Source organism: Streptomyces termitum (genome assembly GCF_014650175.1).
GTDB classification, from domain to species: Bacteria; Actinomycetota; Actinomycetes; order Streptomycetales; family Streptomycetaceae; genus Streptomyces; species Streptomyces termitum.
In genome coordinates, this window is the sequence record NZ_BMUL01000017.1 from 79,084 (window position 1) to 102,367 (window position 23,284).

Annotated in this window: 22 protein-coding genes; 12 read left to right on the forward strand and 10 right to left on the reverse strand. The window is 72.1% G+C overall.

The features are described 5' to 3' along the window. Positions 1-32: 32 nt before the first annotated feature. From IE219_RS26240 to IE219_RS26250, 3 genes are all read left to right on the forward strand, one after another. Positions 33-1,181, forward strand: a complete 1,149-nt coding sequence (locus IE219_RS26240) for a cystathionine gamma-lyase (protein WP_189981847.1) — start codon at positions 33-35, stop codon at positions 1,179-1,181. Between the two features lie 194 nt (positions 1,182-1,375). After that, positions 1,376-2,278: a LysR family transcriptional regulator gene (locus tag IE219_RS26245; protein ID WP_189981849.1), complete on the forward strand. Its 903-nt coding sequence runs from the start codon at positions 1,376-1,378 to the stop codon at positions 2,276-2,278. A 35-nt stretch (positions 2,279-2,313) separates the two neighbouring features. Further along, entirely contained in the window at positions 2,314-2,793 is a 480-nt protein-coding gene (locus IE219_RS26250) for an NUDIX domain-containing protein (protein ID WP_189981851.1), read from the forward strand. Here IE219_RS26250 and IE219_RS26255 read toward each other — a convergent pair. Beyond that, positions 2,725-3,954, reverse strand: a complete 1,230-nt coding sequence (locus IE219_RS26255; RefSeq protein WP_189981852.1) for a globin domain-containing protein — start codon at positions 3,952-3,954, stop codon at positions 2,725-2,727. The genes IE219_RS26250 and IE219_RS26255 overlap by 69 nt on opposite strands. Positions 3,955-4,181: 227 nt before the next feature. Here IE219_RS26255 and IE219_RS26260 point away from each other — a divergent pair, with 227 nt between their 5' ends. The 3 genes from IE219_RS26260 to IE219_RS26270 all read left to right on the forward strand — a co-directional run bounded on the left by IE219_RS26260 (position 4,182) and on the right by IE219_RS26270 (position 6,109). After that, complete coding sequence (locus IE219_RS26260) at positions 4,182-5,045, forward strand: GNAT family N-acetyltransferase (RefSeq protein ID WP_189981854.1); 864 nt, start codon at positions 4,182-4,184, stop codon at positions 5,043-5,045. A gap of 123 nt (positions 5,046-5,168) precedes the next feature. Further along, a complete protein-coding gene (locus IE219_RS26265) occupies positions 5,169-5,627 on the forward strand; it encodes a MarR family winged helix-turn-helix transcriptional regulator (protein WP_189981856.1) in 459 nt (152 codons plus the stop codon). A 29-nt stretch (positions 5,628-5,656) separates the two neighbouring features. Then, the gene (locus IE219_RS26270) at positions 5,657-6,109 is read left to right on the forward strand and encodes a GNAT family N-acetyltransferase (protein WP_189981857.1); all 453 of its coding nucleotides are present in this window, start codon (positions 5,657-5,659) and stop codon (positions 6,107-6,109) included. 99 nt (positions 6,110-6,208) lie between these two features. On the opposite strand, the gene IE219_RS26275 is transcribed toward IE219_RS26270, so the two are convergent. Continuing rightward, on the reverse strand, positions 6,209-7,591 hold the full coding sequence (locus IE219_RS26275) for a serine hydrolase domain-containing protein (protein ID WP_189981859.1): 1,383 nt from the start codon (positions 7,589-7,591) through the stop codon (positions 6,209-6,211). Then, positions 7,588-8,823, reverse strand: a complete 1,236-nt coding sequence (locus IE219_RS26280) for an MFS transporter (RefSeq protein WP_189981862.1) — start codon at positions 8,821-8,823, stop codon at positions 7,588-7,590. Before IE219_RS26280 ends, IE219_RS26275 begins: the two co-directional genes overlap by 4 nt. 86 nt (positions 8,824-8,909) lie before the next feature. Between IE219_RS26280 and IE219_RS26285 the strand changes: the two genes are divergently transcribed. Further along, positions 8,910-9,371: a winged helix-turn-helix transcriptional regulator gene (locus tag IE219_RS26285; RefSeq protein ID WP_189981864.1), complete on the forward strand. Its 462-nt coding sequence runs from the start codon at positions 8,910-8,912 to the stop codon at positions 9,369-9,371. A gap of 21 nt (positions 9,372-9,392) precedes the next feature. On the opposite strand, the gene dnaB is transcribed toward IE219_RS26285, so the two are convergent. Further along, complete coding sequence (dnaB, locus tag IE219_RS26290; RefSeq protein ID WP_189981867.1) at positions 9,393-10,895, reverse strand: replicative DNA helicase; 1,503 nt, start codon at positions 10,893-10,895, stop codon at positions 9,393-9,395. A gap of 424 nt (positions 10,896-11,319) precedes the next feature. On the opposite strand from dnaB, the gene IE219_RS26295 reads away from it, so the two are divergent. Continuing rightward, positions 11,320-12,657, forward strand: a complete 1,338-nt coding sequence (locus tag IE219_RS26295) for an MATE family efflux transporter (RefSeq protein ID WP_189981869.1) — start codon at positions 11,320-11,322, stop codon at positions 12,655-12,657. 163 nt (positions 12,658-12,820) lie between these two features. Here IE219_RS26295 and rplI read toward each other — a convergent pair whose 3' ends face one another. The 4 genes from rplI to rpsF all read right to left on the reverse strand — a co-directional run bounded on the left by rplI (position 12,821) and on the right by rpsF (position 14,551). Next, positions 12,821-13,267 carry a 50S ribosomal protein L9 gene (gene rplI / locus IE219_RS26300; RefSeq protein ID WP_189981871.1) on the reverse strand — a complete coding sequence of 149 codons (447 nt, stop codon included), beginning with the start codon at positions 13,265-13,267 and terminating at the stop codon, positions 12,821-12,823. A gap of 18 nt (positions 13,268-13,285) precedes the next feature. Beyond that, on the reverse strand, positions 13,286-13,522 hold the full coding sequence (gene rpsR, locus IE219_RS26305; protein ID WP_005315025.1) for a 30S ribosomal protein S18: 237 nt from the start codon (positions 13,520-13,522) through the stop codon (positions 13,286-13,288). A 78-nt stretch (positions 13,523-13,600) separates the two neighbouring features. Continuing rightward, complete coding sequence (locus IE219_RS26310) at positions 13,601-14,194, reverse strand: single-stranded DNA-binding protein (protein WP_189981873.1); 594 nt, start codon at positions 14,192-14,194, stop codon at positions 13,601-13,603. A gap of 66 nt (positions 14,195-14,260) precedes the next feature. Continuing rightward, positions 14,261-14,551 (reverse strand): 30S ribosomal protein S6, encoded by a 291-nt coding sequence (gene rpsF / locus IE219_RS26315; protein ID WP_005482942.1) that lies wholly within the window; start codon positions 14,549-14,551, stop codon positions 14,261-14,263. Between the two features lie 285 nt (positions 14,552-14,836). Between rpsF and IE219_RS26320 the strand changes: the two genes are divergently transcribed. The 3 genes from IE219_RS26320 to IE219_RS26330 all read left to right on the forward strand — a co-directional run bounded on the left by IE219_RS26320 (position 14,837) and on the right by IE219_RS26330 (position 17,584). Next, positions 14,837-15,151 carry a hypothetical protein gene (locus tag IE219_RS26320; RefSeq protein ID WP_189981875.1) on the forward strand — a complete coding sequence of 105 codons (315 nt, stop codon included), beginning with the start codon at positions 14,837-14,839 and terminating at the stop codon, positions 15,149-15,151. Between the two features lie 183 nt (positions 15,152-15,334). Beyond that, entirely contained in the window at positions 15,335-16,453 is a 1,119-nt protein-coding gene (locus tag IE219_RS26325) for a lipid II:glycine glycyltransferase FemX (protein WP_189981877.1), read from the forward strand. 99 nt (positions 16,454-16,552) lie between these two features. Next, positions 16,553-17,584, forward strand: a complete 1,032-nt coding sequence (locus tag IE219_RS26330) for an alanine racemase (protein WP_189981878.1) — start codon at positions 16,553-16,555, stop codon at positions 17,582-17,584. A gap of 72 nt (positions 17,585-17,656) precedes the next feature. On the opposite strand, the gene IE219_RS26335 is transcribed toward IE219_RS26330, so the two are convergent. Together IE219_RS26335 and IE219_RS26340 are read right to left on the reverse strand one after the other, a co-directional pair. Continuing rightward, positions 17,657-19,228: a glycosyltransferase family 87 protein gene (locus IE219_RS26335; RefSeq protein WP_189981880.1), complete on the reverse strand. Its 1,572-nt coding sequence runs from the start codon at positions 19,226-19,228 to the stop codon at positions 17,657-17,659. 172 nt (positions 19,229-19,400) lie between these two features. Beyond that, complete coding sequence (locus IE219_RS26340) at positions 19,401-22,199, reverse strand: transglycosylase domain-containing protein (protein WP_189981881.1); 2,799 nt, start codon at positions 22,197-22,199, stop codon at positions 19,401-19,403. A 382-nt stretch (positions 22,200-22,581) separates the two neighbouring features. On the opposite strand from IE219_RS26340, the gene IE219_RS26345 reads away from it, so the two are divergent. Beyond that, entirely contained in the window at positions 22,582-23,262 is a 681-nt protein-coding gene (locus IE219_RS26345; RefSeq protein WP_189981883.1) for a PadR family transcriptional regulator, read from the forward strand. The last annotated feature ends 22 nt before the right edge of the window (positions 23,263-23,284 follow it).

The window sequence follows — 23,284 nt, forward strand, 5'->3', positions numbered from 1 at the left end:
ACGACGAACCGATGGAAAGGACTCCCTGACCCGTGAACCCCCAGGAACAGCGCACTCCCGGCGACGGCACCCTCGCCGTACGCGCCGGGCTGCCCGAGCCCGTGAAACACGAACCGACCCTCCCCGGCCCGGTCTTCGCCGCCCACTTCCACCTGCCCGGCGACCCCACCGGCCCGTACACCTACGGCCGCGACGAGAACCCCACCTGGACCCACCTGGAGCGGGCCATCGGCACCCTGGAGGCGCCGGGCGGGACCGGCGTCGAGACCGTCGTCTTCGCCTCCGGCATGGCCGCGATCTCCGCCGTGCTCCTCTCCCAGCTCTCCGCCGGTGACGCCGTCGTCCTGCCCACCGACGGCTACCAGGCCCTGCCGCTCCTCCACGAGCAGCTGCGCGCGTACGGCATCGAGGTCCGCACCGCCCCGACCGGCGGCGACGCCCAGCTCGACGTCCTCGACGGCGCCAGGCTGCTGTGGATCGAGACCCCGTCCAACCCCGGCCTCGACGTCTGCGACATCCGCCGGCTGGTCGGGGCGGCGCACGCCGGCGGCGCGCTCGTCGCCGTCGACAACACCCTCGCCACCCCGCTCGGCCAGCGCCCGCTGGAACTCGGCGCCGACTTCTCGGTCGCCAGCGACACCAAGGGCATGACCGGGCACGGCGACGTCCTGCTCGGCCACGTCAGCTGCCGCGACCCCCGCCGGGCCGCGGAGGTACGGCGCTGGCGCAAGATCGTCGGCGCCATCCCGGGCCCCATGGAGGCATGGCTCGCCCACCGCTCGCTGGCCACGCTCCAGCTCCGGATCGACCGCCAGTGCGCCACCGCCCTGGAACTGGCCCGGGTGCTGGCCGGCCGGCCCGACGTGACCGGACTGCGCCACCCCGGCCTCCCGGACGACCCCTCGCACGAGGTCGCCGCCCGGCAGATGCGCCGCTTCGGCTCCGTCGTCTCCTTCGAACTCGCCGACCGCGCGCGGGCCGAGCGGTTCCTGGAGGAACTGCGCCTGGTCGACGACGCCACCAGCTTCGGCGGGGTGCGCTCCTCGGCGGAGCGGCGCGGACGGTGGGGCGGCGACGCCGTCGCGGAGGGCTTCATCCGCTTCTCCGTCGGCGCGGAGGACCCGGAGGACCTGATCGCCGACGTGCTGCGCGCCCTGGACGCGGCGGGCAAGGCCGCCTGAGGGCGGGGCGGACCGGGGCGCTCCGAGCCTCCCCCCTCGTGGCTCGGAACGCCCCCGGCACCGCGCGGATTCCGCTCGGACAAGGCTAGTTGACTGTCCGTCAGTGTCCAATCACGCTAGCGACAGCCGCCTATCGGCATATTTATAGTGGGACGCTCCTGGAACGACGGACGGCCGGCCGGAGAGGGGCGGACATGGACCTGGCCCTGCTCCGCACGTTCGTCACGGTGCACCGGGCCGGCTCGTTCACCCGCGCCGCCGCGCTCCTCGGCCTCTCCCAGCCCGCCGTCACCAGCCAGATCCGCACCCTGGAGCGCCAGCTCGGGCGGCCCCTCTTCCTGCGCCGGGCCCGCGGCGTCACCCCGACGACCATCGGCGACGAACTCGCCCACCGCGCCGCCCCGCACCTGGACGCCCTGGTCGAGATCGCCGAGACCGGCCCCGACGCCGGGCGCGGGACCCGCACCCTGCACATCGCCGGGCCGCCGGAGTTCGTCTCCCTGCGCGCCCTGCCCGCGCTCGCCCCGCTCACCGCCCGGGGCATCCGGCTGCGCGCCTCCTTCACCGGCGACACCGAAGAGCTGCTCGACGGGCTCGCCGCCGGCCGCCACGACCTGGTCCTCACCACCGCCCGCCCGCGCGGCGGCCCGCTCACCGCCACCCCGCTCTGCGACGAGGAACTCGTCCTGGTCGCCGCCCCGCGCTGGGCGTCCCGGCTCTCCCCCGAGGCCCTGCTCGGCTCCGGGACCGACGCCGTGGTCCTGGATCAGCTCCCGGTGGTCGAGGTCCACGAGTCACTGCCCTTCGCCACCCGCTACTGGACGGCCGTCTTCGACACCGGGCCCGCGGCGGCGGCCACCGTCATCGCCCCCGACCTGCGGGCCGTCCGGGAGGCCGCGGCGGCCGGCGCGGGGCTGGCCGTGCTGCCGCGCCACCTGTGCGAGGAGGACCTGGCGCGGGGACGGCTCGTGGCCCTGCTCGATCCGCCGGTGCCCCCGCTGCGGACCTACTTCCTGGTGGTGCGGGCGGGAAGCCTCGCCCTGGCCCACATCGCGCGGGCCCACGAGGAACTCGTACGGGCCGCGGGGGAGTGGTGAGTTTCATCCCGGCGGGAACGGGCCATTTTCTTCCCATGACCGAAAGGCCCGTGGTCAAGCGCACCGCACGCGCCATCCTGCTCGACGGAGACGACCTCATCCTCATCAAGCGCACCAAACCGGGGGTGGATCCTTACTGGCTGACGCCCGGAGGCGGCGTCGAACCCTCCGACTCCACCGTCGTCGAGGCCCTCCACCGCGAGGTGCACGAGGAACTCGGCGCCAAGGTCGTCGACGTGGTGCCTTGCTTCGTCGACACCGTCGAGCACATCGTCGACGGCGGGGTCTCCGGCGTGAAGGTCCAGCACTTCTTCGTCTGCCGCCTGGAGTCGATGGACCCCGAGCTGCGGCACGGACCCGAGATCGACGAGCCGGTGGGCGAGTACGAGATCGTCCGGGTGCCCTTCAGCCGGGTGGGCATCGCCGCCGTCCACCTGGTGCCGCTCTCACTGCGCCACTATCTCGACGGGAACATCGAGGGCGTCCGCGCCATGCACGCCCCCGACCTCGGCTGACGGGCCCTCCGCCCCGGCCCGCTCCGCCGGGAGGTCGTGGCGGATCCGCTCCGGGCTGACCCCGGCGCCGCGCAGCACGCCGACGCCCTGCCGGACCATGCCCGGCGGGCCCGAGAGGTAGGCGTCCCGCCCGGTCCACGGGCCGGCCGCCCCCGCCGCCGCAGGCAGCCCCCGGGCCCCGGTGACCGGGTGGACGGAGAGCCACGGGAAGGTCCGCTGGAGCCGCAGCAGGGCGTCCAGGTCGTAGAGGTCCGGCTCGCCCCGGGCCCCGTAGAAGACGTCGACCCGGCGCCGGTCGCCGTGCTCGGCGACGTCCTCCACCAGGGCCCGGATCGGCGCGATGCCGGTGCCCCCGCCCAGGCAGAGCAGCCCGGCGTCGGTGGCGTGGTCGACCGTCATCGAACCGGCCGGGGGACCGAGCCGGAGCACGTCCCCGGGCCGGGCCCGGTGGACCAGCGCCCGGGACACCCAGCCGGCCGGGACCGCCTTCACGTGCAGGGTGAGCAGGCCGTCCGGGCGGGGCGCCGAGGCCAAGGAGTAGTGCCGCCAGATCCGCGGCCACCAGGGCGTCTCCAGGGTGGTGTACTGCCCGGCGAGGAAGGGGTAGGGCGCGTCGGTCCGGAGCGTGAGCACGGCGACGTCCGGGGTCCGCGGCTCGTGCGCGACCACCTCGGCCAGCCACCGGGCGGGGGAGTTCCGCCCCTCCTCGGCCGCGGCGTCGATCATGGTCTGCGAGATCGTCGTGTACGCGCGGACCCAGGCCGCCTCGGTCTTCCCGTCCCAGACCCGCCCCGCGTACCGCGCGAGCGCGCCCAGGAGGGCCTCGCCGACCGCCGGGTAGTGGGCCGCCTCCACCCCGTACTTCCGGTGGCCCCGGCCGAGCCGGCCCAGGTACCCGGTGAGGAACGGGCCGTCGTCCAGCCGCTCGGCGACGGTGAGCAGCGACGCGAACAGCAGGTCCCGCTGGACGTCCATCGCGGCCGGGAAGAGGGCGCGCAGGTCGGGGTTCCGGACGAAGAGGAGGGCGTAGAAGTACGAGGTCACCGTGTCGGAGATCGGGGCGACCTCGTCGAGCGTGCGCCGGACGAGCACCGCGTCGGGCGGGGGCTCCGCCGTCCACCGGGCCACCGTCCCGTCGCCCGCACCGGTCGGACCGTCCATGTCTGCCTCGCCTCACCCAGCCGGCTTCCGTGCTCGCAGCATGGCGCCCGGGGGGCCCGCTCCGGGCGGAAAGCGGCGTTCCCGGCCCGAACCCCGGGCGCGCGGGCTAGGCTCCCGTCTTTACGGCGGACGTACCTCCCGGTGGTCCGGTGCAGGACCCGTTTCACGTGAAACATCGACGGAAAACCCCTGGACGGAAGATCACCGCGTGGGCGAGCCTGGTCGTCATGCCGATCTCCCCCGCCGCGCTCGCCCAGCTCCCCGTACGCCGCCTCGGTCCGGCCGACCTCCTCGCCTGCGCCGACCTCTCCGAGAACCGCGGCTGGCTCCGTGAGGAACACAAGTGGGAACTGCTGCTCACCGCCGGCACCGGGTACGGCATCGACGACCCGGAGGGCGAGGGACTGCTCGCCTGCTCCGTGGTCACCTCCTACGGCCCCGGGCTCGCCGCCATCGGCATGGTGCTGGTCGCCGAGCGGTACGCCCGCCGGGGCGTGGGCCGGCGGCTGATGCGGTACGTGCTGGAGGAGACCGGCGAGACCCCGCTGACGCTCTACGCCACCGCCAACGGCCAGCCGCTCTACGAGGGCCTCGGCTTCACCGAGATCGCCCGGGCCGAGATGGTGAAGGGCCGCTTCTCCTTCTCCGCGCCCGCCCCGGACGTCACGGTCCGGCCGGCCACCGCCGAGGACCTCCAGGACGTCCTCCGGCTCGACCGGGAGATCTTCGGCCTCGATCGCACCCCGCTCATCACCCGGCTCCCGGCCTTCGCCGACCACCTGCGGGTCGCCGTCGACGGCGGCGTGATCACCGGCTTCGCCGCCGCCTGGCCCAACATGGACACCCATGTCATCGGCCCGCTGATCGCCCGCGACACGGCCACCGCCCAGGCCCTGGTCGCCTCCCTGGCGGAAGCCTCGGACCGCCCGCTGCGCACCGACATCGAACTCCGCCACACCGCGCTGCTGGGCTGGCTCAAGGAGAACGGGCTGAACACGATCATCACCAACGCGGTGATGGTCCGCTCGATCCCGGACCTCCCCGGGGACGCCGACCGGCGCTTCGCCCCCCTGACCGTCGCGGCGGGCTGACCCCGGCCGCTCCCGGGCCCGGTGACGAGCGCCGCAATACTTGCACACGCGCACTATTGCGGTGCATCGTCTACTCTGGATTCCGAGCGACCCCTCCACCGAGGAGAGAGACCGAGGAGAGCCATGACCGCGACGGACCCCGCCCTCACCGCACTCGCCCAGCGCTGGTGCGCCCTCTCCCTCCTGCACGGCCGGATCGAGTCCCACATCGAGCGCGCCCTGGAGTCCCGTCACGGCCTGAGCGCCCGCGAGTACTCGCTCCTCGACGTCCTCAGCCGCCAGCACGACGGCCCCGGCGGCCACCTCCAGATGAAGCAGGTAGCCGACGCCGTGGTGCTCAGCCAGAGCGCCACCACCCGGCTCGTCACGCGCCTGGAGGACCGCGGCCTGCTCACCCGCTACCTCTGCGCCACCGACCGGCGGGGCATCTACACCGACGTCACCGAGGCCGGCCAGAAGCTCCTCGCGGAGGCCCGCCCCACCAACGACGGCGCCCTGCGCGAGGCCCTCGACGCCGCCGCGCTCAACCCGGAACTGGCCCCCCTGGTCCAGGTCCTCGAAGGCGAGACCGCCGCCGTCTGACGGCCCGCCCGGCCCGTACGCTGCGGGGCATGAGCGATCTTCAGATCCGCCCCGCGGCCCCGGCCGACCTCCCCGCCATCGTCGCGATGCTCGCCGACGACCCGCTCGGCGCCCTGCGCGAGTCCCCCGACGACCTGGCGCCGTACCGCGCCGCCTTCGCCCGGCTCGCCGACGACCCGAACCAGCGGCTCGTGGTCGCCGAGCGCGGCGGCAAGGTCGTCGGCACACTCCAGCTCACGATCGTCCCCGGCCTCTCCCGGCGCGGCGCCACCCGCTCGATCATCGAGGGGGTGCGCATCCACTCCGAGGAGCGCGGCAGCGGCCTGGGCACCCTGCTCGTCGAGTGGGCCGTCGAGGAGTCCCGCCGCCTGGAGTGCGTGCTGGTCCAGCTGACCTCCGACGCCACCCGCACCGACGCCCACCGCTTCTACGAGCGCCTCGGCTTCGAGGCGAGCCACCTGGGCTTCAAGCGGGCGCTCTGACGCCCCGCCTGGACGACCACACGTCGTGAACGTCCGTGTTTCACGTGAAACACGGACGTTCACGACGGAGACACGGACGTTCACGACGTCAGGTCCGGCTCACAGCCCGCGCCAGCCCGCCTCGTCCACCCCGCCCGGGACCGCGTCCCCGGGCTCGTACGGCTCCCGGGTGAAGACGAAGGAGCCGAGGTCGAGGTGGCTGACGCCGCCGTCCGGACGCCGGACGACCGTCAGCGCCTCCCCCGCGTAGTAGCCGTCCAGCCCGACCCATCCGCCCTCGGGCAGCGCCCGGAAGCGGGCCCTGCGGCCGGTGCCCCGCAGCGGCTCCAGGACCACCCCGCGCTCCGGGCCCACCCGCAGGCCGTACGCGTACGTCCCCCAGTACCAGGGGCCGGTCAGCTCCAGCAGCTCCCGGTCGACCTCGCCCGCCGGCAGCGGGCGCCACGGCTCGGGGAACCGCGGCTCGGCCTCCACCACGGTCCGTACGAGATCGGCGGCGACGACACCGGTCAGCGGGCCGCTCGTCGCGTTGGCCAGGGCGACGCCCGCCACGCCCTGCTCGACGTCCACCCAGAGTCCGGCCACGAAGCCCGGCAGCGAACCGCCGTGCCCGATGAGGGAGCCGCCCTCCCCGTACGCGATCTGGAGGCCGAGCCCGTACCCCATCTGCGGGTCGCCCACGGCCGGCGGACCGGCCGGGACCCGCATCTCGGCGACGGACGCGGCGCTCAGCACCCGGTCGTCACCGGCGGCCAGGAACAGCCCGAAGCGGCAGAGATCGGCCGCCGTCGACCAGAGCTGCCCGGCCGGGGCCATCACCCCCAGGTGCTCGGAGGGCTCCGGGAGGAGGACGTCGGCCCACGGGTGCACCGCCCAGCCCGAGGCGTGCGGGGCCACCGGGTCCACCGTCGTACGGCCCATCCCCAGCGGCTCCAGGATCTCGCCGCGCAGCGCCTCCTCCCAGGAGGTCCCGCGCACCGCCTCGACCAGCGAACCGAGCAGGGTGTAGCCGGGGTTGGAGTAGTGGAAGCTCCGGCCCGCCGGATGGACCACCGGCTTCTCCCCCAGGACCTCGGGCAGCCCGGGGCGCGTGCTCCCCGGCGTCCGCTCCCACCAGGGCGAGGGCGTCTCCGCCGCCAGGCCCGTGGTGTGGCCGAGGAGCTGAGCGATCGTCACCTCGCCCACCCCCGTGCCCGGCAGGTGCTTCTCCAGCGGATCGTCGAGACCGAGCAGCCCCTCGTCCCGCAGCCGCAGGACGAGGACGGCGGTGAACACCTTGGTGATGGATCCGATCCGGTACTGCGTGTCGGCGTCCGGGACGTGCCCCTCGACGCAACTGCGGGAACCGCTCCAGACCATGGCTCCCCCGCGCGCCACGGCCCCGACGAACGAGGGCGCGCGGCCCTCGCTCTGGGCGCGGGCCACACGGTGCAGCAGGGAACGCTCGGTGCTGGGCAGCAGGGCTTCGAAGTCTGAGGTCATGCCCCGATCATGCCGCGCGGGCCGCTCCGGTCCCGCCGAATATCCGCCGCCCCGGCCCCGCCCGGCGCGCGGCCGGGGCCCCGCGGGACGTACCGGTCCAGCGCCCACACGGCCAGCGCGCACAGCGCGAAGCCCGCGCCAAGGAGGCTGGAGCCCGCCCAGCCCCAGGAGGCGAAGACGGCGGTGGTCGCGGCCGCCCCGAGGGCGGAGCCGAGCGAGTAGAAGAGCATGTAGCCGCCGATGACACCGCTCGTGCGCTCCGGACGGGCGGCGGTGAGCCGGTGCTGGTTGCCGACGTGGACGGCCTGGACCGCGAAGTCGAGGAGCACGATGCCTGCCGCGAGGAGCCAGAGCGCCCAGGACAGCCGGGCGATCGCCACCCAGGAGACGACCAGCAGGACGAGCGCGAGACCGGTGACCGGGGCGGCCCGCCCCGCGTCCGCCCACCGGCCCGCGCGGGCCGCCCCGAGGGCACCGGCGAGCCCGGCGACGCCGAACAGGCCGATCTGGCTCTCGTTCAGCTCCCAGGGCGCGTCCGCCAGCGGCAGTGAGAGCCCGCTCCACAGCGTCCCGAACGAGGCGAAGAGGAAGAACGCGACGAGCCCGTGCGTCAGCAGGAGGCGCCCGCGGAACAGCCCGCCGAACGAGGCGAGGACCCGCCCGTACCCCCCGGTCCTCCTGCGCCCCTCCGGCGGGAGGACGGTGAGGACGAGGGCGGCGAGTCCGAGCGACAGCGCCGCCAGCACCGCGTACACGCTCCGCCAGCCCCACGCCTCGGCGAGCGCCCCGGCGACGACCCGCGCGCCCAGAATGCCGACGACGACGCCCGAGGTCACGACCCCGATGGCCCGGCCGCGCTCGGCGGGCGGCGAGACCGAGGCGGCGTAGGCCACCGCAGTCTGCACGACGACCGCGAGCAGTCCGGTGACGGCGAGCCCCGCGAGCGCCGTCCACACGGTGGCGGCCGCGGCCGTCACGCCCAGGGCGACCGCACCGGCCGCGAGGTGGACGGCCAGGAGCCGGCGCCGGTCGGCGACCACGTCGCCCAGCGGGACCAGCAGCACCAGCCCCACCAGGTAGCCGACCTGGCCGGTCGCGACGATCCACCCGGCCCGCGCCGCCGGGAGGCCGAGCTCCCGCCCCATCGGCTCCAGGACCGGCTGCGCGGCGTAGACCCCCGCCACGGCGACGCCGCACACCACGGCGAGCAGGACCCTCCGTGTTCCGTCCATCGCACCCCAACCCCAATCGGTAGCAGATTGCAACCGTTTTGACGGTAGGGCATGCTGGTTTCACTTCGCAACTCATCGGAGGTGTCATGCCGCGCGCCACCGCGCCCGCCGCGCAGCCGGACTGGACCGACCCCGACTGTCCCGTCGCCCGCGCGCTCGACCTCGTCGGCGACCGGTGGAGCCTGCTCGTCGTCCGCGACGCGATGGACGGCGCCCGCGCCTTCACCGAGTTCCAGCGGCGCACCGGCATCGCCCGCAACATCCTCACCGAGCGCCTCCGCCGGCTCACCGCCCACGGCGTCCTCACCCAGCGCACCGCGCCCTCCGGCCGCCGTCAGGAGTACGTGCTCACCGACGCCGGCCGCGACCTCTTCTCGGTCGTCCTCACCCTGCGGCAGTGGGGCGAGCGCCACGCCTTCGCCCCCGGCGAGGAGCACTCCGTCCTCGTCGACGCGCACGGCGCCCCGGTCCCGGAACTCACCCCGTCCGCCCCCGACGGAACCCCCCTGGGCCCCGACACCACCCACGTCGTGAAACGCACTCCGTGAGCCGCCGGGCCGGAGGTCCGGTCAGGTCTGGGCCATGTCCACGAAGCGGGAGTAGTGGCCCTGGAAGGCGACGGTGATGGTCGCGGTGGGGCCGTTTCGGTGCTTGCCGACGATGATGTCGGCCTCGCCCGCGCGCGGGGACTCCTTCTCGTAGGCGTCCTCGCGGTGGAGCAGGATGACCATGTCGGCGTCCTGCTCGATCGAGCCGGACTCACGCAGGTCGGAGACCATCGGCTTCTTGTCGGTGCGCTGCTCGGGGCCACGGTTCAGCTGGGAGAGCGCGATCACCGGGAGCTCCAGCTCCTTGGCGAGGAGCTTGAGGTTTCGCGACATGTCGGAGACCTCCTGCTGGCGGCTCTCGGAGCGCTTGCCGCCGGACTGCATCAGCTGGAGGTAGTCGATGATCACGAGCTTGAGGCCGTTGCGCTGCTTGAGACGGCGGCACTTGGCCCGGATCTCCATCATCGACAGGTTGGGCGAGTCGTCGATGTAGAGCGGCGCCTGGGAGACGTCGGGCATCCGGCGGGCGAGCCGGGTCCAGTCCTCGTCCGTCATGGTGCCCGAGCGCATGTGGTGCAGCGCCACCCGGGCCTCCGCCGAGAGCAGGCGCATCGCGATCTCGTTGCGGCCCATTTCGAGGGAGAAGATGACGCTGGGGAGGTTGTGCTTGATCGACGCGGCGCGGGCGAAGTCCAGCGCGAGGGTGGACTTACCCATGGCGGGACGGGCCGCGATGATGATCATCTGGCCCGGGTGCAGGCCGTTGGTGAGCGCGTCGAGGTCGGTGAAGCCGGTGGGCACACCGGTCATCTCGCCGCTGCGCGAGCCGATCGCCTCGATCTCGTCGAGCGCGCCCTCCATGATGTCGCCGAGCGGCAGGTAGTCCTCGGTGGTCCGCTGCTCGGTGACCTTGTAGATCTCCGCCTGGGCCGAGTTCACGATCTCGTCGACGTCGCCGTCGGCGGCGTACCCCATCTGCGTGATCTTGGTGCCGGCCTCGACGAGCCGGCGCAGCACGGCCCGCTCGTGGACGATCTCGGCGTAGTACGAGGCGTTCGCCGCGGTCGGCACCGACTGGACGAGGGTGTGCAGGTAGGAGGCGCCGCCGACGCGGTTGATCTCGCCGCGCTTGGTGAGCTCGGCGCCGACCGTGATCGGGTCGGCGGGCTCGCCCTTGGCGTAGAGGTCGAGGATCGCCCCGTAGACGGTCTCGTGGGCGGGCTTGTAGAAGTCGTGCCCCTTGATGATCTCCACGACGTCCGCGATGGCGTCCTTGGAGAGGAGCATGCCGCCGAGGACGGACTGCTCGGCGTCGAGGTCCTGCGGAGGGACCCGCTCGAAGCCGGAGAGGCCGCCGTCCCAGGGGCCGTCGCTGCCGCGCTCGTGCTGTTCGTCGCGGCCCCGCCCGCGCCCGCGTCCCTCGCCCCGACCCTCACCACGGCCCTCGCCGCGCGTGCGCACGGGCAGCCTGTCGCTCGGTCCGCCGTCGGCCCAGGGGTCGTCCATGGGCTCGGGAACGCTCACCAAGCCACCTCCTCCCGTCCGCTCCGCGGACCTCGCCGTGCCACTCTTTCTCACACGACTGCGTTGTTCAAAGAAGGGCTGGGGGACCTCTTTTGGCGCGTCGGGCGCCGGTCCACGGTAGGCGCGTCGGGGCCTCCAGCCAATCCGGTTATCCACAGGCCCTGTGGGTGAAGGCCCAGATGCTGTGGAGAACTCCCCGCATCCTGTGCACGGACCGGGGGACAGCCCTGTGGACAAACTCATACGACTCTCCACACCACCATGCTGACCTGCGGTTTTTCCATCCACGGGCTGTGGGGGAGAAAAACTTTTCCGCCTGAGCCACGATCAGAACAAACAACCCACACCCGGAGCCGCATCCCGCTCGGAAGTAAGGATCAGTAGCCCATTGCATGGCTTACCTGTGGACGATTAGATTGACCTCATGACCCAGGCCCCCGCGCGCTCCAAGGCCGCTCTGCGCCGGCACGACCGCGAGATCCTCTCGCTCGCCCTCCCGGCCTTCGGCGCGCTCGTCGCCGAGCCGCTCTTCCTCATGGTGGACAGTGCCATCATCGGGCACCTCGGCACCCCCCAGCTCGCGGGCCTCGCCATCGCCGGCGCCCTGCTCTCCACCGCCGTCAGCGTCTTCGTCTTCCTCGCCTACGCCACCACCGCGGCCGTCGCCCGACGGGTCGGCTCGGGCGACCTGCCCGCCGCCCTCCGGCAGGGCATCGACGGCATCTGGCTCGCCCTCCTCCTCGGCGCCGGCGTCGTCGCCGTCACCCTGCCCGCCGCCCGGTGGCTGGTCGAGGTCTTCGGCGCCTCCCCGACCGCGGCCCCCTACGCCACCACCTACCTGCGGATCTCCCTGCTCGGCATCCCCGCCATGCTGATCGTGCTGGCCGCCACCGGCGTGCTGCGCGGCCTCCAGGACACCCGGACCCCGCTCTATGTGGCGGTCGGCGGCTTCGCGGTCAACGGCGCCCTCAACCTCGGCCTGGTCTACGGCGCCGGACTCGGCATCGCGGGCTCCGCCTGGGGCACCGTCATCGCCCAGTGCGGCATGGCCGTCGCGTACCTCGTCGTGGTCGTCCGGGGCGCCCGCCGCCACGGCACCTCGCTCCGGCCGGACGCCGCCGGCATCCGGGCCTCCGCCCAGGCCGGCGCCCCGCTGCTGGTCCGTACGCTCTCGCTCCGCGCCGTCCTGATGATCGCCACCGCCGTCGCGGCCCGGCTCGGCGACACGGACGTCGCCGCCCACCAGATCATCCTCTCCCTGTGGAGCCTGATGGCCTTCGCCCTGGACGCCATCGCCATCGCCGGCCAGGCCATCATCGGCCGCTACCTCGGCGCCGACGACGCGGAGGGCGCCCGCCAGGTCTGCCGCCGGATGGTCCAGTGGGGCGTGGTCTCCGGAGTGGTCCTGGGCCTCCTCCTCGTCCTGGCCCGCCCCCTCTTCGTGCCGCTGTTCACCAGTGACGCGGCCGTCCAGGACACCCTGCTGCCCGCCCTGCTGGTCATGGCCCTCTCCCAGCCGGTCTCCGGCGTCGTCTTCGTCCTCGACGGCGTCCTCATGGGCGCGGGCGACGGCCCCTACCTCGCCTGGGCGATGCTGCTCACCCTGCTCGTCTTCGCCCCGGTCGCCCTGCTGGTGCCCGTGCTCGGCGGCGGTCTGACCGCGCTGTGGTGGGCGATGACGCTGATGATGACGGTCCGCATGGGCACGCTCTGGTTCCGGATGCGCTCCGGCCGCTGGATCGTGACGGGCGCCACCCGCTGACGGAGCCGTCGTGCCGACGGACGGACCGTCGTTTCACGTGAAACACGCACAAGACTCGTCATGATCCCCAAAGCGGCGTTTCACGTGAAACGGCGGAAGGGCCGCACCCCTCGCGGGATGCGGCCCTTCCTCTCTGCTGAGCGCAGAAGCACCGAGAACGGCGTTACGCGGCGACGACCTCGACGCCGAGCTTCGCGGCGACCTCGGGGTGCAGACGCACGAGCACCTGGTGCGAGCCCAGGGTCTTGATCGGCGAACCGAGCTCGACACGACGCTTGTCGACCTCGGGACCACCGGCGGTCTTGATCGCCGTGGCGACGTCGGCCGGGGTCACAGAGCCGAAGAGACGACCGGCGTCGCCGGAGCGAACGGCCAGGCGCACCTTCGTGCCCTCGAGCTTGGCCTTGATCTCGTTGGCCTGCTCGATGGTCGCGATCTCGTGGATCTTGCGGGCGCGGCGGATCTGCGCCACGTCCTTCTCGCCACCCTTGGTCCAGCGGATCGCGAAACCGCGCGGGACCAGGTAGTTGCGAGCGTAGCCGTCCTTGACCTCGACGACGTCGCCGGCCGCACCGAGGCCGGAGACTTCCTGGGTGAGGATGATCTTCATTAGTCGGTCACCCTTCCCTTATCGCGCGGTGGACGTGTAGGGCAGCAGCGCCATCTCACGGCTGTTCTTCACGGCCGTGGCGACGTCACGCTGGTGCTGAGTGCAGTTGCCGGTCACGCGGCGGGCACGGATCTTGCCACGGTCGGAAATGAACTTCCGCAGCATGTTCGTGTCCTTGTAGTCCACGTACGCGGTCTTGTCCTTGCAGAACGCGCAGACCTTCTTCTTAGGCTTGCGCACAGGCGGCTTCGCCATGGTGTTTCTCCTGTGTGATCAAGAAGTGGGGGATACGAGCCCTCTTCCGGGCCGCTTCCGGGAGTACCGGAAGGGGTCCTAGAAGGGGGGCTCGTCCGAGTAGCCGCCGCCGCCGGAGTTTCCACCCCAGCCGCCTCCGCCGCCGCCCTGCTGGCCGCCGCCGGAGGAGCCGCCGGTCGCCCAGGGGTCGTCGGCGGGAGCGCCGCCGCCCTGCTGCTGGCCGCCGCCGGAGTTTCCACCCCAGCCACCGCCGCCGCCACCCTGCTGGCCGCCGCCACCGCCGCCGTAACCGCCCTGGCCACCGCGACCGGTGGTCTTGGTGACCTTGGCCGTGGCGTTCTTGAGGCTGGGGCCGACTTCCTCGACGTCCAGCTCGAAGACCGTGCGCTTGACGCCCTCGCGGTCCTCGTAGGACCGCTGCTTCAGCCGGCCCTGCACGACGACGCGCATGCCCCGCTGAAGGGACTCGGCGACGTTCTCCGCCGCCTGACGCCAGACCGAGCAGGTCAGGAAGAGGCTCTCGCCGTCCTTCCACTCGTTCGTCTGGCGGTCGAAGGTGCGGGGAGTGGACGCGACGCGGAACTTCGCGACCGCCGCACCGGACGGGGTGAAGCGCAGCTCGGGGTCGTCGACGAGATTGCCGACGACCGTGATGACGGTCTCGCCTGCCATGGGTGAACCTCTCGGCGTTGCTTCTGGCTGCTTGCTACTCGGACCCGATTACCTCTGAGCGGAAGCTCAGTGGGTCTCGGGGCGGAGGACCTTGGTCCGGAGGACCGACTCGTTCAGGTTCATCTGGCGGTCGAGCTCCTTGACGACCGCAGGCTCGGCCTGCAGGTCGATGACCGAGTAGATGCCCTCGGGCTTCTTCTTGATCTCGTACGAGAGACGACGACGGCCCCAGGTGTCGACCTTCTCGACCTTTCCGTTGCCCTCACGGACGACGGAGAGGAAGTTCTCGATCAGGGGGGCGACAGCGCGCTCCTCCAGATCGGGGTCGAGGATGACCATCACCTCGTAGTGACGCATGTGGAACCCACCTCCTTTGGACTCAGCGGCCACGGTCGTTCCGTGGCAGGAGGGTCGTGATGCGTGAGCGACGGTATCGGCGACCACCGACAACCGGCCCCGGCGAACGGGACGGGCAGGCGGTCCCCCGGAAGGACCAGGGCAGACACCGGCGCAGACCGTACAGAGTACCCGCACATCGCCCTGCGGTTGAAATCCGGTGGGCAGGGGACGCAATCTGTACACAACGGACGTCGGCGGCGCTAAGATGCGCCGCCTCCCGGACGGCACGCCAGGAGGTGCCCCATGGCACAGGCAATGCGACCCGACCCCGGCCACTCCCTCTTCGCCACCGACGGCAAACCGCACCCCCTCCAGGACACGCTGCTCGCCGTGACGCTGGTCCTCGGCATCCTCTCCTTCGTCACCGCGCAGTTCCACAACCTGCACCTGCTCAGCTCCTGGGCGGGCCTGATCGGCATCCTGACCGGGGGATACGCCCAGTTCATCTCGGTGACGACCCGCGAGCGCTTCTTCACGATCCTGGGGCTCGGCCTGTCCGCCGTGGGCTTCTTCCTCGGCATGGCGCACGGCGGCCTCTTCGGCGGCGTGATCGGCTGACGGAGGCGCCGCGACCGGCCGGTCCGCACCCCCGCGACCGGCCGGCCCGCGCCTCCGTGACCGGCTGACACGCACGTCACGGGCCCACACACCCATTCGGGGCGCGCCCCGGTCGCAGTAGGCTTCGGCGCGAGAGCCGGAGCCCCTGACCGATGGGGACACACCTGCCGAGGAGCGCCCCGCATGAGCCTGACCCTGAGGACCATCAGCCGTGAGCAGCATCTGGCCTACATCCAGAGCCTGCCCGGTGCGAGCCACTGCCAGGTCCCGGCGTGGGCGGACGTGAAGACCGAGTGGCGCTCGGAGAGCCTCGGCTGGTTCGACAAGGCCGGCGAGCTCGTCGGCGCGGGCCTGGTGCTCTACCGCCAGCTGCCCAAGCTCAAGCGCTACCTGGCCTACCTCCCCGAGGGCCCGGTGATCAACTGGTACGCCCCCAACCTCGACGAGTGGCTCCAGCCGATGCTGGCCCACCTCAAGCAGCAGGGCGCCTTCTCCGTGAAGATGGGCCCGCCGGTCGTCATCCGCCGCTGGGACGCCACCGCGATCAAGTCCGGCATCCAGGACCCGGACGTCAAGCGCCTGCGCGACGTCCAGGCCACCGAGGTCGTGCCGCAGGCCTTCGAGGTCGCGGACCGGCTGCGCCGGATGGGCTGGCAGCAGGGCGAGGACGGCGGCGCCGGCTTCGGCGACGTGCAGCCCCGCTACGTCTTCCAGGTCCCGCTGGCCAACCGCTCCCTGGACGACGTCCTCAAGGGCTTCAACCAGCTGTGGCGCCGCAACATCAAGAAGGCCGAGAAGGCCGGCGTCGAGGTCGTCCAGGGCGGCTACGAGGACCTGGCCGAGTGGCAGCGCCTGTACGAGATCACCGCCGTCCGCGACAAGTTCCGGCCGCGCCCGCTCTCGTACTTCCAGCGCATGTGGACCGTCCTCAACAACGAGGACCCCAACCGGATGCGGCTCTACTTCGCCCGCCACAACGGCGTGAACCTCTCGGCGGCGACCATGCTCGTCGTCGGCGGCCACGTCTGGTACTCGTACGGCGCCTCCGACAACATCGGCCGCGAGGTCCGCCCGTCCAACGCCATGCAGTGGCGGATGCTCCGCGACGCCTACGCGATGGGCGCGACCGTCTACGACCTGCGGGGCATCTCCGACTCGCTGGACGAGACCGACCACCTCTTCGGCCTGATCCAGTTCAAGGTCGGCACCGGCGGCGAGGCCGTCGAGTACGTCGGCGAGTGGGACTTCCCGCTGAACAAGCTCCTGCACAAGGCGCTCGACATCTACATGTCGCGCCGCTGACGCCCCGCGCGGGGCTTGCGTAACCTCGTAGAAGCACGCGCTTCCGTACACACCTGCGAAACCCCCCACCGCAGCCATCAGAAAGGTTCCGGGCCGGCCATGGCGCTCTCCCTCTACGTCGACACCGCTCGCTGGCGGGCGCACCAGAAGACCGTGATCGACCAGTTCCCCGGTCTGATCCCGGTCTGCAAGGGCAACGGCTACGGCTTCGGCCACGAGCGGCTCGCCGAGGAGGCGGCCCGCTTCGGTGCCGACATGCTCGCGGTGGGCACCACCTACGAGGCCGCTCGCATCAAGGACTGGTTCGGCGGCGACCTGCTGGTCCTCACCCCGTTCCGGCGGGGCGAGGAGCCGGTGCCGCTGCCCGACCGGGTGGTCCGCTCCGTCTCCTCCGTGGACGGCGTGCACGCCCTGGTCGGCGCCCGCGTCGTCATCGAGGTCATGAGCTCGATGAAGCGGCACGGCGTTCGCGAGGAGGAGCTGGGGCTGCTCGCCACCGCCATCGAGGACGTGCGGCTGGAGGGCTTCGCCCTGCACCTGCCGCTGGACCGCCCGGACGGCACGGACGCCGTCGAGGAGGTCATCGCCTGGATGGACCGGCTGCGCGCGGCCCGGCTGCCGCTGCACACCATGTTCGTCAGCCACCTGCGGGCCGAGGAGCAGGCCCGGCTCCAGCAGCAGTTCCCGCAGACCCGGTTCCGGGCCCGGATCGGCACCCGGCTCTGGCTGGGGGACCACGAGGCCACCGCGTACCGGGGCTCGGTCCTGGACGTCACCCGGGTCGCCAAGGGCGACCGCTTCGGCTACCGCCAGCAGAAGGCCGCCTCGGACGGCTGGCTGGTCGTGGTCGCCGGCGGCACCTCGCACGGTGTGGGCCTGGAGGCCCCGAAGGCGATGCACGGCGTGATGCCGCGCGCCAAGGGCGTGGCCCGGGCCGGTCTGGCCACCGTCAACCGCAACCTGTCGCCGTTCGTCTGGGCGGGCAAGCAGCGCTGGTTCGCCGAGCCGCCGCACATGCAGGTGTCGATCCTCTTCGTGCCGGCCGACGCCCAGGAGCCGAAGGTCGGCGACGAGCTGGTGGCGCACCTGCGGCACACCACGACGCAGTACGACCGGCTCGTCGAACGCTGAGCGCTGGGCGCCCGGCGCCGAGCCGGTCGTACGGTCACTTCCCCCGGGTCACGGCCGGGCCCCCGGGCCCGGTCAGGTGGCCCGGTCGCCCCCGGGAGCCGCGGCCCCGGGGGTTCCCCATGTCACCCGCGCCTCCGGCCCGGCGGGGGAGGGCAGCGGGGTCGGCGGCCGGGTCTCCCGGCCGATCGCGAAGACGTCCGGCGCCCCGTCCAGGACGCCGCCCGAGGGGTCGTCCGAGCCGTCCTTCCGGACCGGGTCCTTCTCCGGCGCCAGGACGTCCCTGACGACCACGGCGCACAGGTACAGCGTGCCCACCAGGTGCAGCACGATCGCGAAGTGGTAGCCGTCCGTGGGCAGGCCCTGCTTGTTGCCGCTGCCGGTGAAGGCCAGGTGCATCCAGATGGCGAGGAAGTACAGCACCTCGCAGCCCTGCCAGATCAGGAAGTCGCGCCAGCGCGGCCGGGCGAGGACCGCGAGCGGCACCAGCCAGAGCACGTACTGCGGCGAGTACACCTTGTTGGTGACGACGAAGACGGCGACGATCAGGAACGCCAGCTGGGCCAGCCGGGGCCGGCGCGGGGCGGCGAGGGCCAGCCAGGCGATCCCGCCCGCGGCCAGCACCAGGAGCAGCAGCGCGTACAGGTTGGCCCGCTCGGGCGGGATGGCCTGCCCGGTGCGCTGGCTGACGAGCAGCCAGACCGACCCGAAGTCCACGTTCCGGTCCCGGCTGAACAGATAGAACTGCTTCCAGCCCTGCGGCGCGAGGATCATCACCGGCAGGTTCACCACCAGCCAGGCCGTCACCCCGCCGGCCAGCGCCGTGCCGAACTCCCGCCACCGGCCGGCCCGCCAGCAGAGCAGCAGCAGCGGCCAGAGCAGCAGGAGCGGATAGAACTTGGCGGCGACGGCGAGGCCCAGCAGGGCGCCGGCGGCGAGCGGCCGGGACCGCGCCCACAGCAGGATCGCGGCGGCGGTCAGGGCGACGGCCAGCAGGTCCCAGTTGATGGTGGCGGTCAGGGCCACCGAGGGCGCCAGGGCGACGAGCAGGCCGTCCCAGGGCCGGTTCCGGTGCGTGCGGGCCACGCAGACGGCGAGGACCGCCGCGCAGACCATCAGCAGGCCCGCGTTGACCAGCCAGTACGCCTGCTCGCGGGCCTGGAGGGTGCCGCCGGGCGTCAGCCAGGAGGCGACCTCCATGAAGAGCCCGGTCAGCACCGGGTACTCCAGGAACGGTATGTCGCCGGGGATCCGGTCGAAGTAGGGCACGAGGCCGTCGGCGAAGCCGCGCCCGGCGAAGAGGTGGGGGACGTCCGAGTAGCAGGCGTGGGTGTACTGCGAGGTGAGGCCCTGGAACCAGGCCCAGTTGTAGCAGGGCAGCTTCTGCACCATCCCGAGGGCGAACATGCCGATCGCCACCAGGGCGATCACCCGCACCGGCGTGAACTGCCCGGCGAGGGGTCCGCTGCCGGGCAGGGCGCGGCGCCCGTACCGGCCGCCGATGAGCTCGCTGCCCGCGGCGGCCACCTCGTCCCGCCGGGTGGGGGCGACGACCGGGTCGGGGGGCGTGCCCTCCCGCGTCCCGCCCGGCGCCGCGGGCCCGTCGAGGGGTCCGCTCGTCTTCTTCAGGCTCGGCATGGGGGACATCCTGCCGTACGCCCCCGGGAATCCGGCCGCTCCCCGGAGGGAGAACCGCCGGAGCGCCGGGGACGGCCGCCGGGCGGCGCGGCGCGGGAAACGGCGGAGGGCCGCCGCGGCCGTTCCGTACGGGTGGGTACGGAACGGGCCGCGGCGGCCCTCGTGCGGTGTTCCCCCGGGGTCAGCCCCAGAGCGAACTGTCGGTCTGCTGGCCGCCACCGGGGCCACCGGGCCGGCCTCCGCCGGGTCCGCCGCCCGGTTCCGTCGTCGGGTTCGTCGGCGGTGTCCAGGGCCCTGTCGGGGTCGGATCGGTCGGCTGACCGGTGTTGCCGCCCGAATTGTCGCAGTTCCAGTCCCAGACGCTACAGGTGGTCTTGCCCGGCTTCGGGTCCTTGGTGGTCGGACGGCCGCCGTCGGTGGGCGTCGCCGGCGGGGTCGTCGTCGGGGCCGTGCTCGGCGTCTCGGACGGCGTGGCCGTCTCGGTCGGCGTCTGCGTGGCCGTCGGGGTGGGCGTGGCGCCACCGCCGTAGACGCCCTCGGCGTCCGGCAGCTTCTCCGGCTCGGGGAACTTCTCGACCGGCAGGTCGGCGACCGCGTCCGTCATGTAGTCGTTCCAGATGCGGGACGGGAAGGACGAACCGTGGATCGTGTCCTGGCCACCCGTGCCGTACATGGGTTCGAACTTGCGGTCCTTCAGCGTCTCGTCGTCCGGGAAGCGGTACATGTCGATCGCGGTCGAGAGCTGCGGGGTGTAGCCGACGAACCAGGCCGAGTTGTTCTTGTCGGTCGTACCGGTCTTGCCGGCCACCTGGCGGCCCGGGATGGCGGCCTTGCGGCCGGTGCCCTTGGGGTCCTCGACGACGCTGCGGAGCACGTCGGTGACGTTGGAGGCGATGGCCGTGGAGAAGGCCTGCTCGGTCGCGGCCTTGTTCTCGTAGATGACCTGGCCGTTCCTGATGACCTTGCGCACCGAGAACGGCTCGGTGCGCATGCCGTTGTTGGCGAAGGTCGCGTAGGAGCCGGCCATCCGGATCGCGCTCGGGCTGGAGATGCCGAGGGAGAAGGACGGGACCTCGCCCTTGACCAGGGAGTCGGCGCGCAGACCGGCGTCGACGGCCGCCTCACGCACCTTGTCGATGCCGACGTCCATGCCGAGCTGCACGAAGGGCGAGTTCGCGGAGACGATCATGGCCTGGCGCAGGCTGATCTGGCCGTAGTTGGTGTCGCCCTCGTTGCTCTGCAGCCACTCCTTGCCCTCTTCGTTGTGCCAGATCTTGCCGTCGTACTTGCGGACCTTGAGGTCGTCCTGGCCGGAGTAGCGGCTCTTGTCGGGGTCGACGATGGTGCGCGTCGAGGCGTCCTGCGTCGCGGGACCCTTGGGGTCGCGGACGCCGTCCTTCATCGCGGCCGCGAGCACGAAGGGCTTGAACGTCGAACCGACCTGGGCGCCGGTGGTGTCGGCGTTGTTGGTGTAGTGCTTGGTCGCGTCCTGGCCGCCGTAGAGCGCCACGATGGCACCGGTCTTGACGTCGACGGAGGCGCCGCCGAACTGGACGAAGGTGTCCGTCTTCGGGCGCTTCTTCTCGTCGATGTACTCGTCGTAGACCTTCTTGACCGCCGACTCCATCTCGTTCACCTTCTTCTTCTCGAAGGTGGTGTGGATCTCGTAGCCGCCCAGTTCGAGGGCCTCGGCGCTGATGTCGTACTTGCTGCGGAAGTTCGCCTTCGCGGTGGCGACCAGGTAACCGATCTGGCCGGTCAGCTGCGCGTCCGTCTTGCGCTTCTGGATCGGGGGCATCGCGGTGTACTTCGCCCGCTCCGCCGCCGGAAGCTTCCCGTCCTTGACCATCTCGTTGAGGATCCACGTCCAGCGCTTGGTGAGGCGCGCCTGGTTCTTCTCGGCCGTGGCGTCGGGGCCGATCTCGGGGTAGCCCGCCGGGTCGAAGTAGGTGGGGCCCTTCAGGACGGAGGCGAGCACCGCCGACTGGGAGGGGTCGAGATCCTTGGCGTCCTTGTTGAAGTAGGCGCGGGCGGCGGCCTGGATGCCGTAGGCGCCGCGCCCGTAGTACGCGGTGTTGAGGTAGCCGGCCATGATGACCGGCTTGTCGACCTCGTTGCCGACCTTGATGGAGATGAAGAGTTCCTTCACCTTCCGGGAGATCGTCTGCGACTGGTCGTTGAGCAGGCCGTTCTTCACGTACTGCTGGGTGATGGTCGAGCCGCCCTGGGTCTGGCCGCCCTTCGCCATGTTCCACACGGCACGGCCGATGCCCATCGGGTCGATGCCCGAGTCGTCCCAGAACGTCTTGTTCTCGGCCGAGATCACGGCTTCCTGCATCGACTTCGGGATGTCGGAGATGCCGATGATCTGCCGGTTCTGGCCCGCGCCGGTGGCGACCATGCGGCTGCCGTCGGCCCAGTAGTAGATGTTGTTCTGCGAGGTCGCGGTCGCGTCCACGGTGGGGATGCCCACCTTCAGGTACACGGCGACGGAACCGGCCAGGAGAAGCCCGACGCCGAGCAGGAACGTGCCCGTGACGAGCTTCCAGGACGGCATCCAGCGGCGCCAGCCGTCCTTGTCGTGGCGCGGGTAGTCGATCATCCGCTTCTTGCGCGGCGGACGACCGCCGCCCGGACCCCCGCCCCGGCCGCCCCCGCCCCCGCCGCGACGGCCTCCGCCGCCGCCGGGACCGCTCGGGCCTCCGGAGCCGGGCGCGCGCCGGCGTCCGCCGCGCTGGGCGGCGCGCCGGGCCTCGGCACGGCCGCCGTACGGACGGGCCTCCTCCCCGTGGGAGGAGGGGGGGCCATAATCGCCGGACGATCCGTACGAACCGGATGATCCGTACGAAGATGCCCCCGTACCGGCGTCATGGGACGGGGCCGGCCGGCGGCCCACAGGCTGCTGGGCCGCACGTCGCGCCGCCGCCCGGCCGCCCATCGGCGGCTCCTGCGACGGCATCCTGCGGCGATGCTCGCTCATCGAACGACTACTCCTCGGGCAGGCGCGTACGCCTGGAAGCGGCAGTTGAGTTCCGGTCCCCCCGAAATGCGTACGACCGGAGCCCATAGGAGGCCCCCTTCGTACCGCAGCCGGTCACCCGCTGCACTGACGCCCCAGCGCGGCTCCTGGTTCCCGGTGGTGTGCATGCCGCACAGACTACGCACGGCCAAAACCCTCCTAGGACCGAAGTTCACCCCAAATCAGGCAAGTCGAACGCTGTGAATTGACGATGTGATGCCGGTCACGGCTCTCCTTCTTGCCGGACCTCTCGGGCCGTTCTATCGTCGAGATGTATCGAGTCGATACATCAGCACGGCATAAGGCTTTCCGAGGACGTACCGGAAGACGGAGGAGGCGACACATGAGCAGACGCTCCGGCATCCTCGAATTCGCCGTTCTCGGCCTGCTCCGCGAGTCCCCGATGCACGGCTACGAGCTGCGCAAGCGCCTCAACACCTCGCTCGGGATCTTCCGGGCCTTCAGCTACGGGACGCTGTACCCCTGCCTCAAGACGCTGGTCGCCAACGGCTGGTTGATCGAGGAGCCGGGCAGCGCCTCCGAGGAGGCCCTCGCCTCGTCCCTCGCGGGACGCCGGGCCAAGATCGTCTACCGGCTGACGACGGCGGGCAAGGAGCACTTCGAGGTACTCCTCTCCCACGCCGGCCCCGACGCCTGGGAGGACGAGCACTTCGCCGCCCGCTTCGCGTTCTTCGGCCAGACCGAACGCGACGTGCGGATGCGGGTCCTCGAAGGCCGCCGCAGCCGGCTGGAGGAGCGCCTGGAGAAGATGCGCGCCTCGCTGGCCCGGACGCGCGAGCGTCTCGACGACTACACGCTTGAGCTCCAGCGCCACGGGATGGAATCCGTGGAGCGCGAAGTGCGCTGGCTGAACGAGCTCATCGAGAGCGAGCGGGCGGGGCGGGATCAGCGATCCGGTCCCGACACCCCCGCTCCGCTCGACCACGATTCTGGAGAAACGGGCGGCCTGCCCCGGCACGGGGGCAGTACCCGGCCGGATCCGTCCGACGACACCGCCAAGTGAAACCCTGCGCACCGCAGGGCTT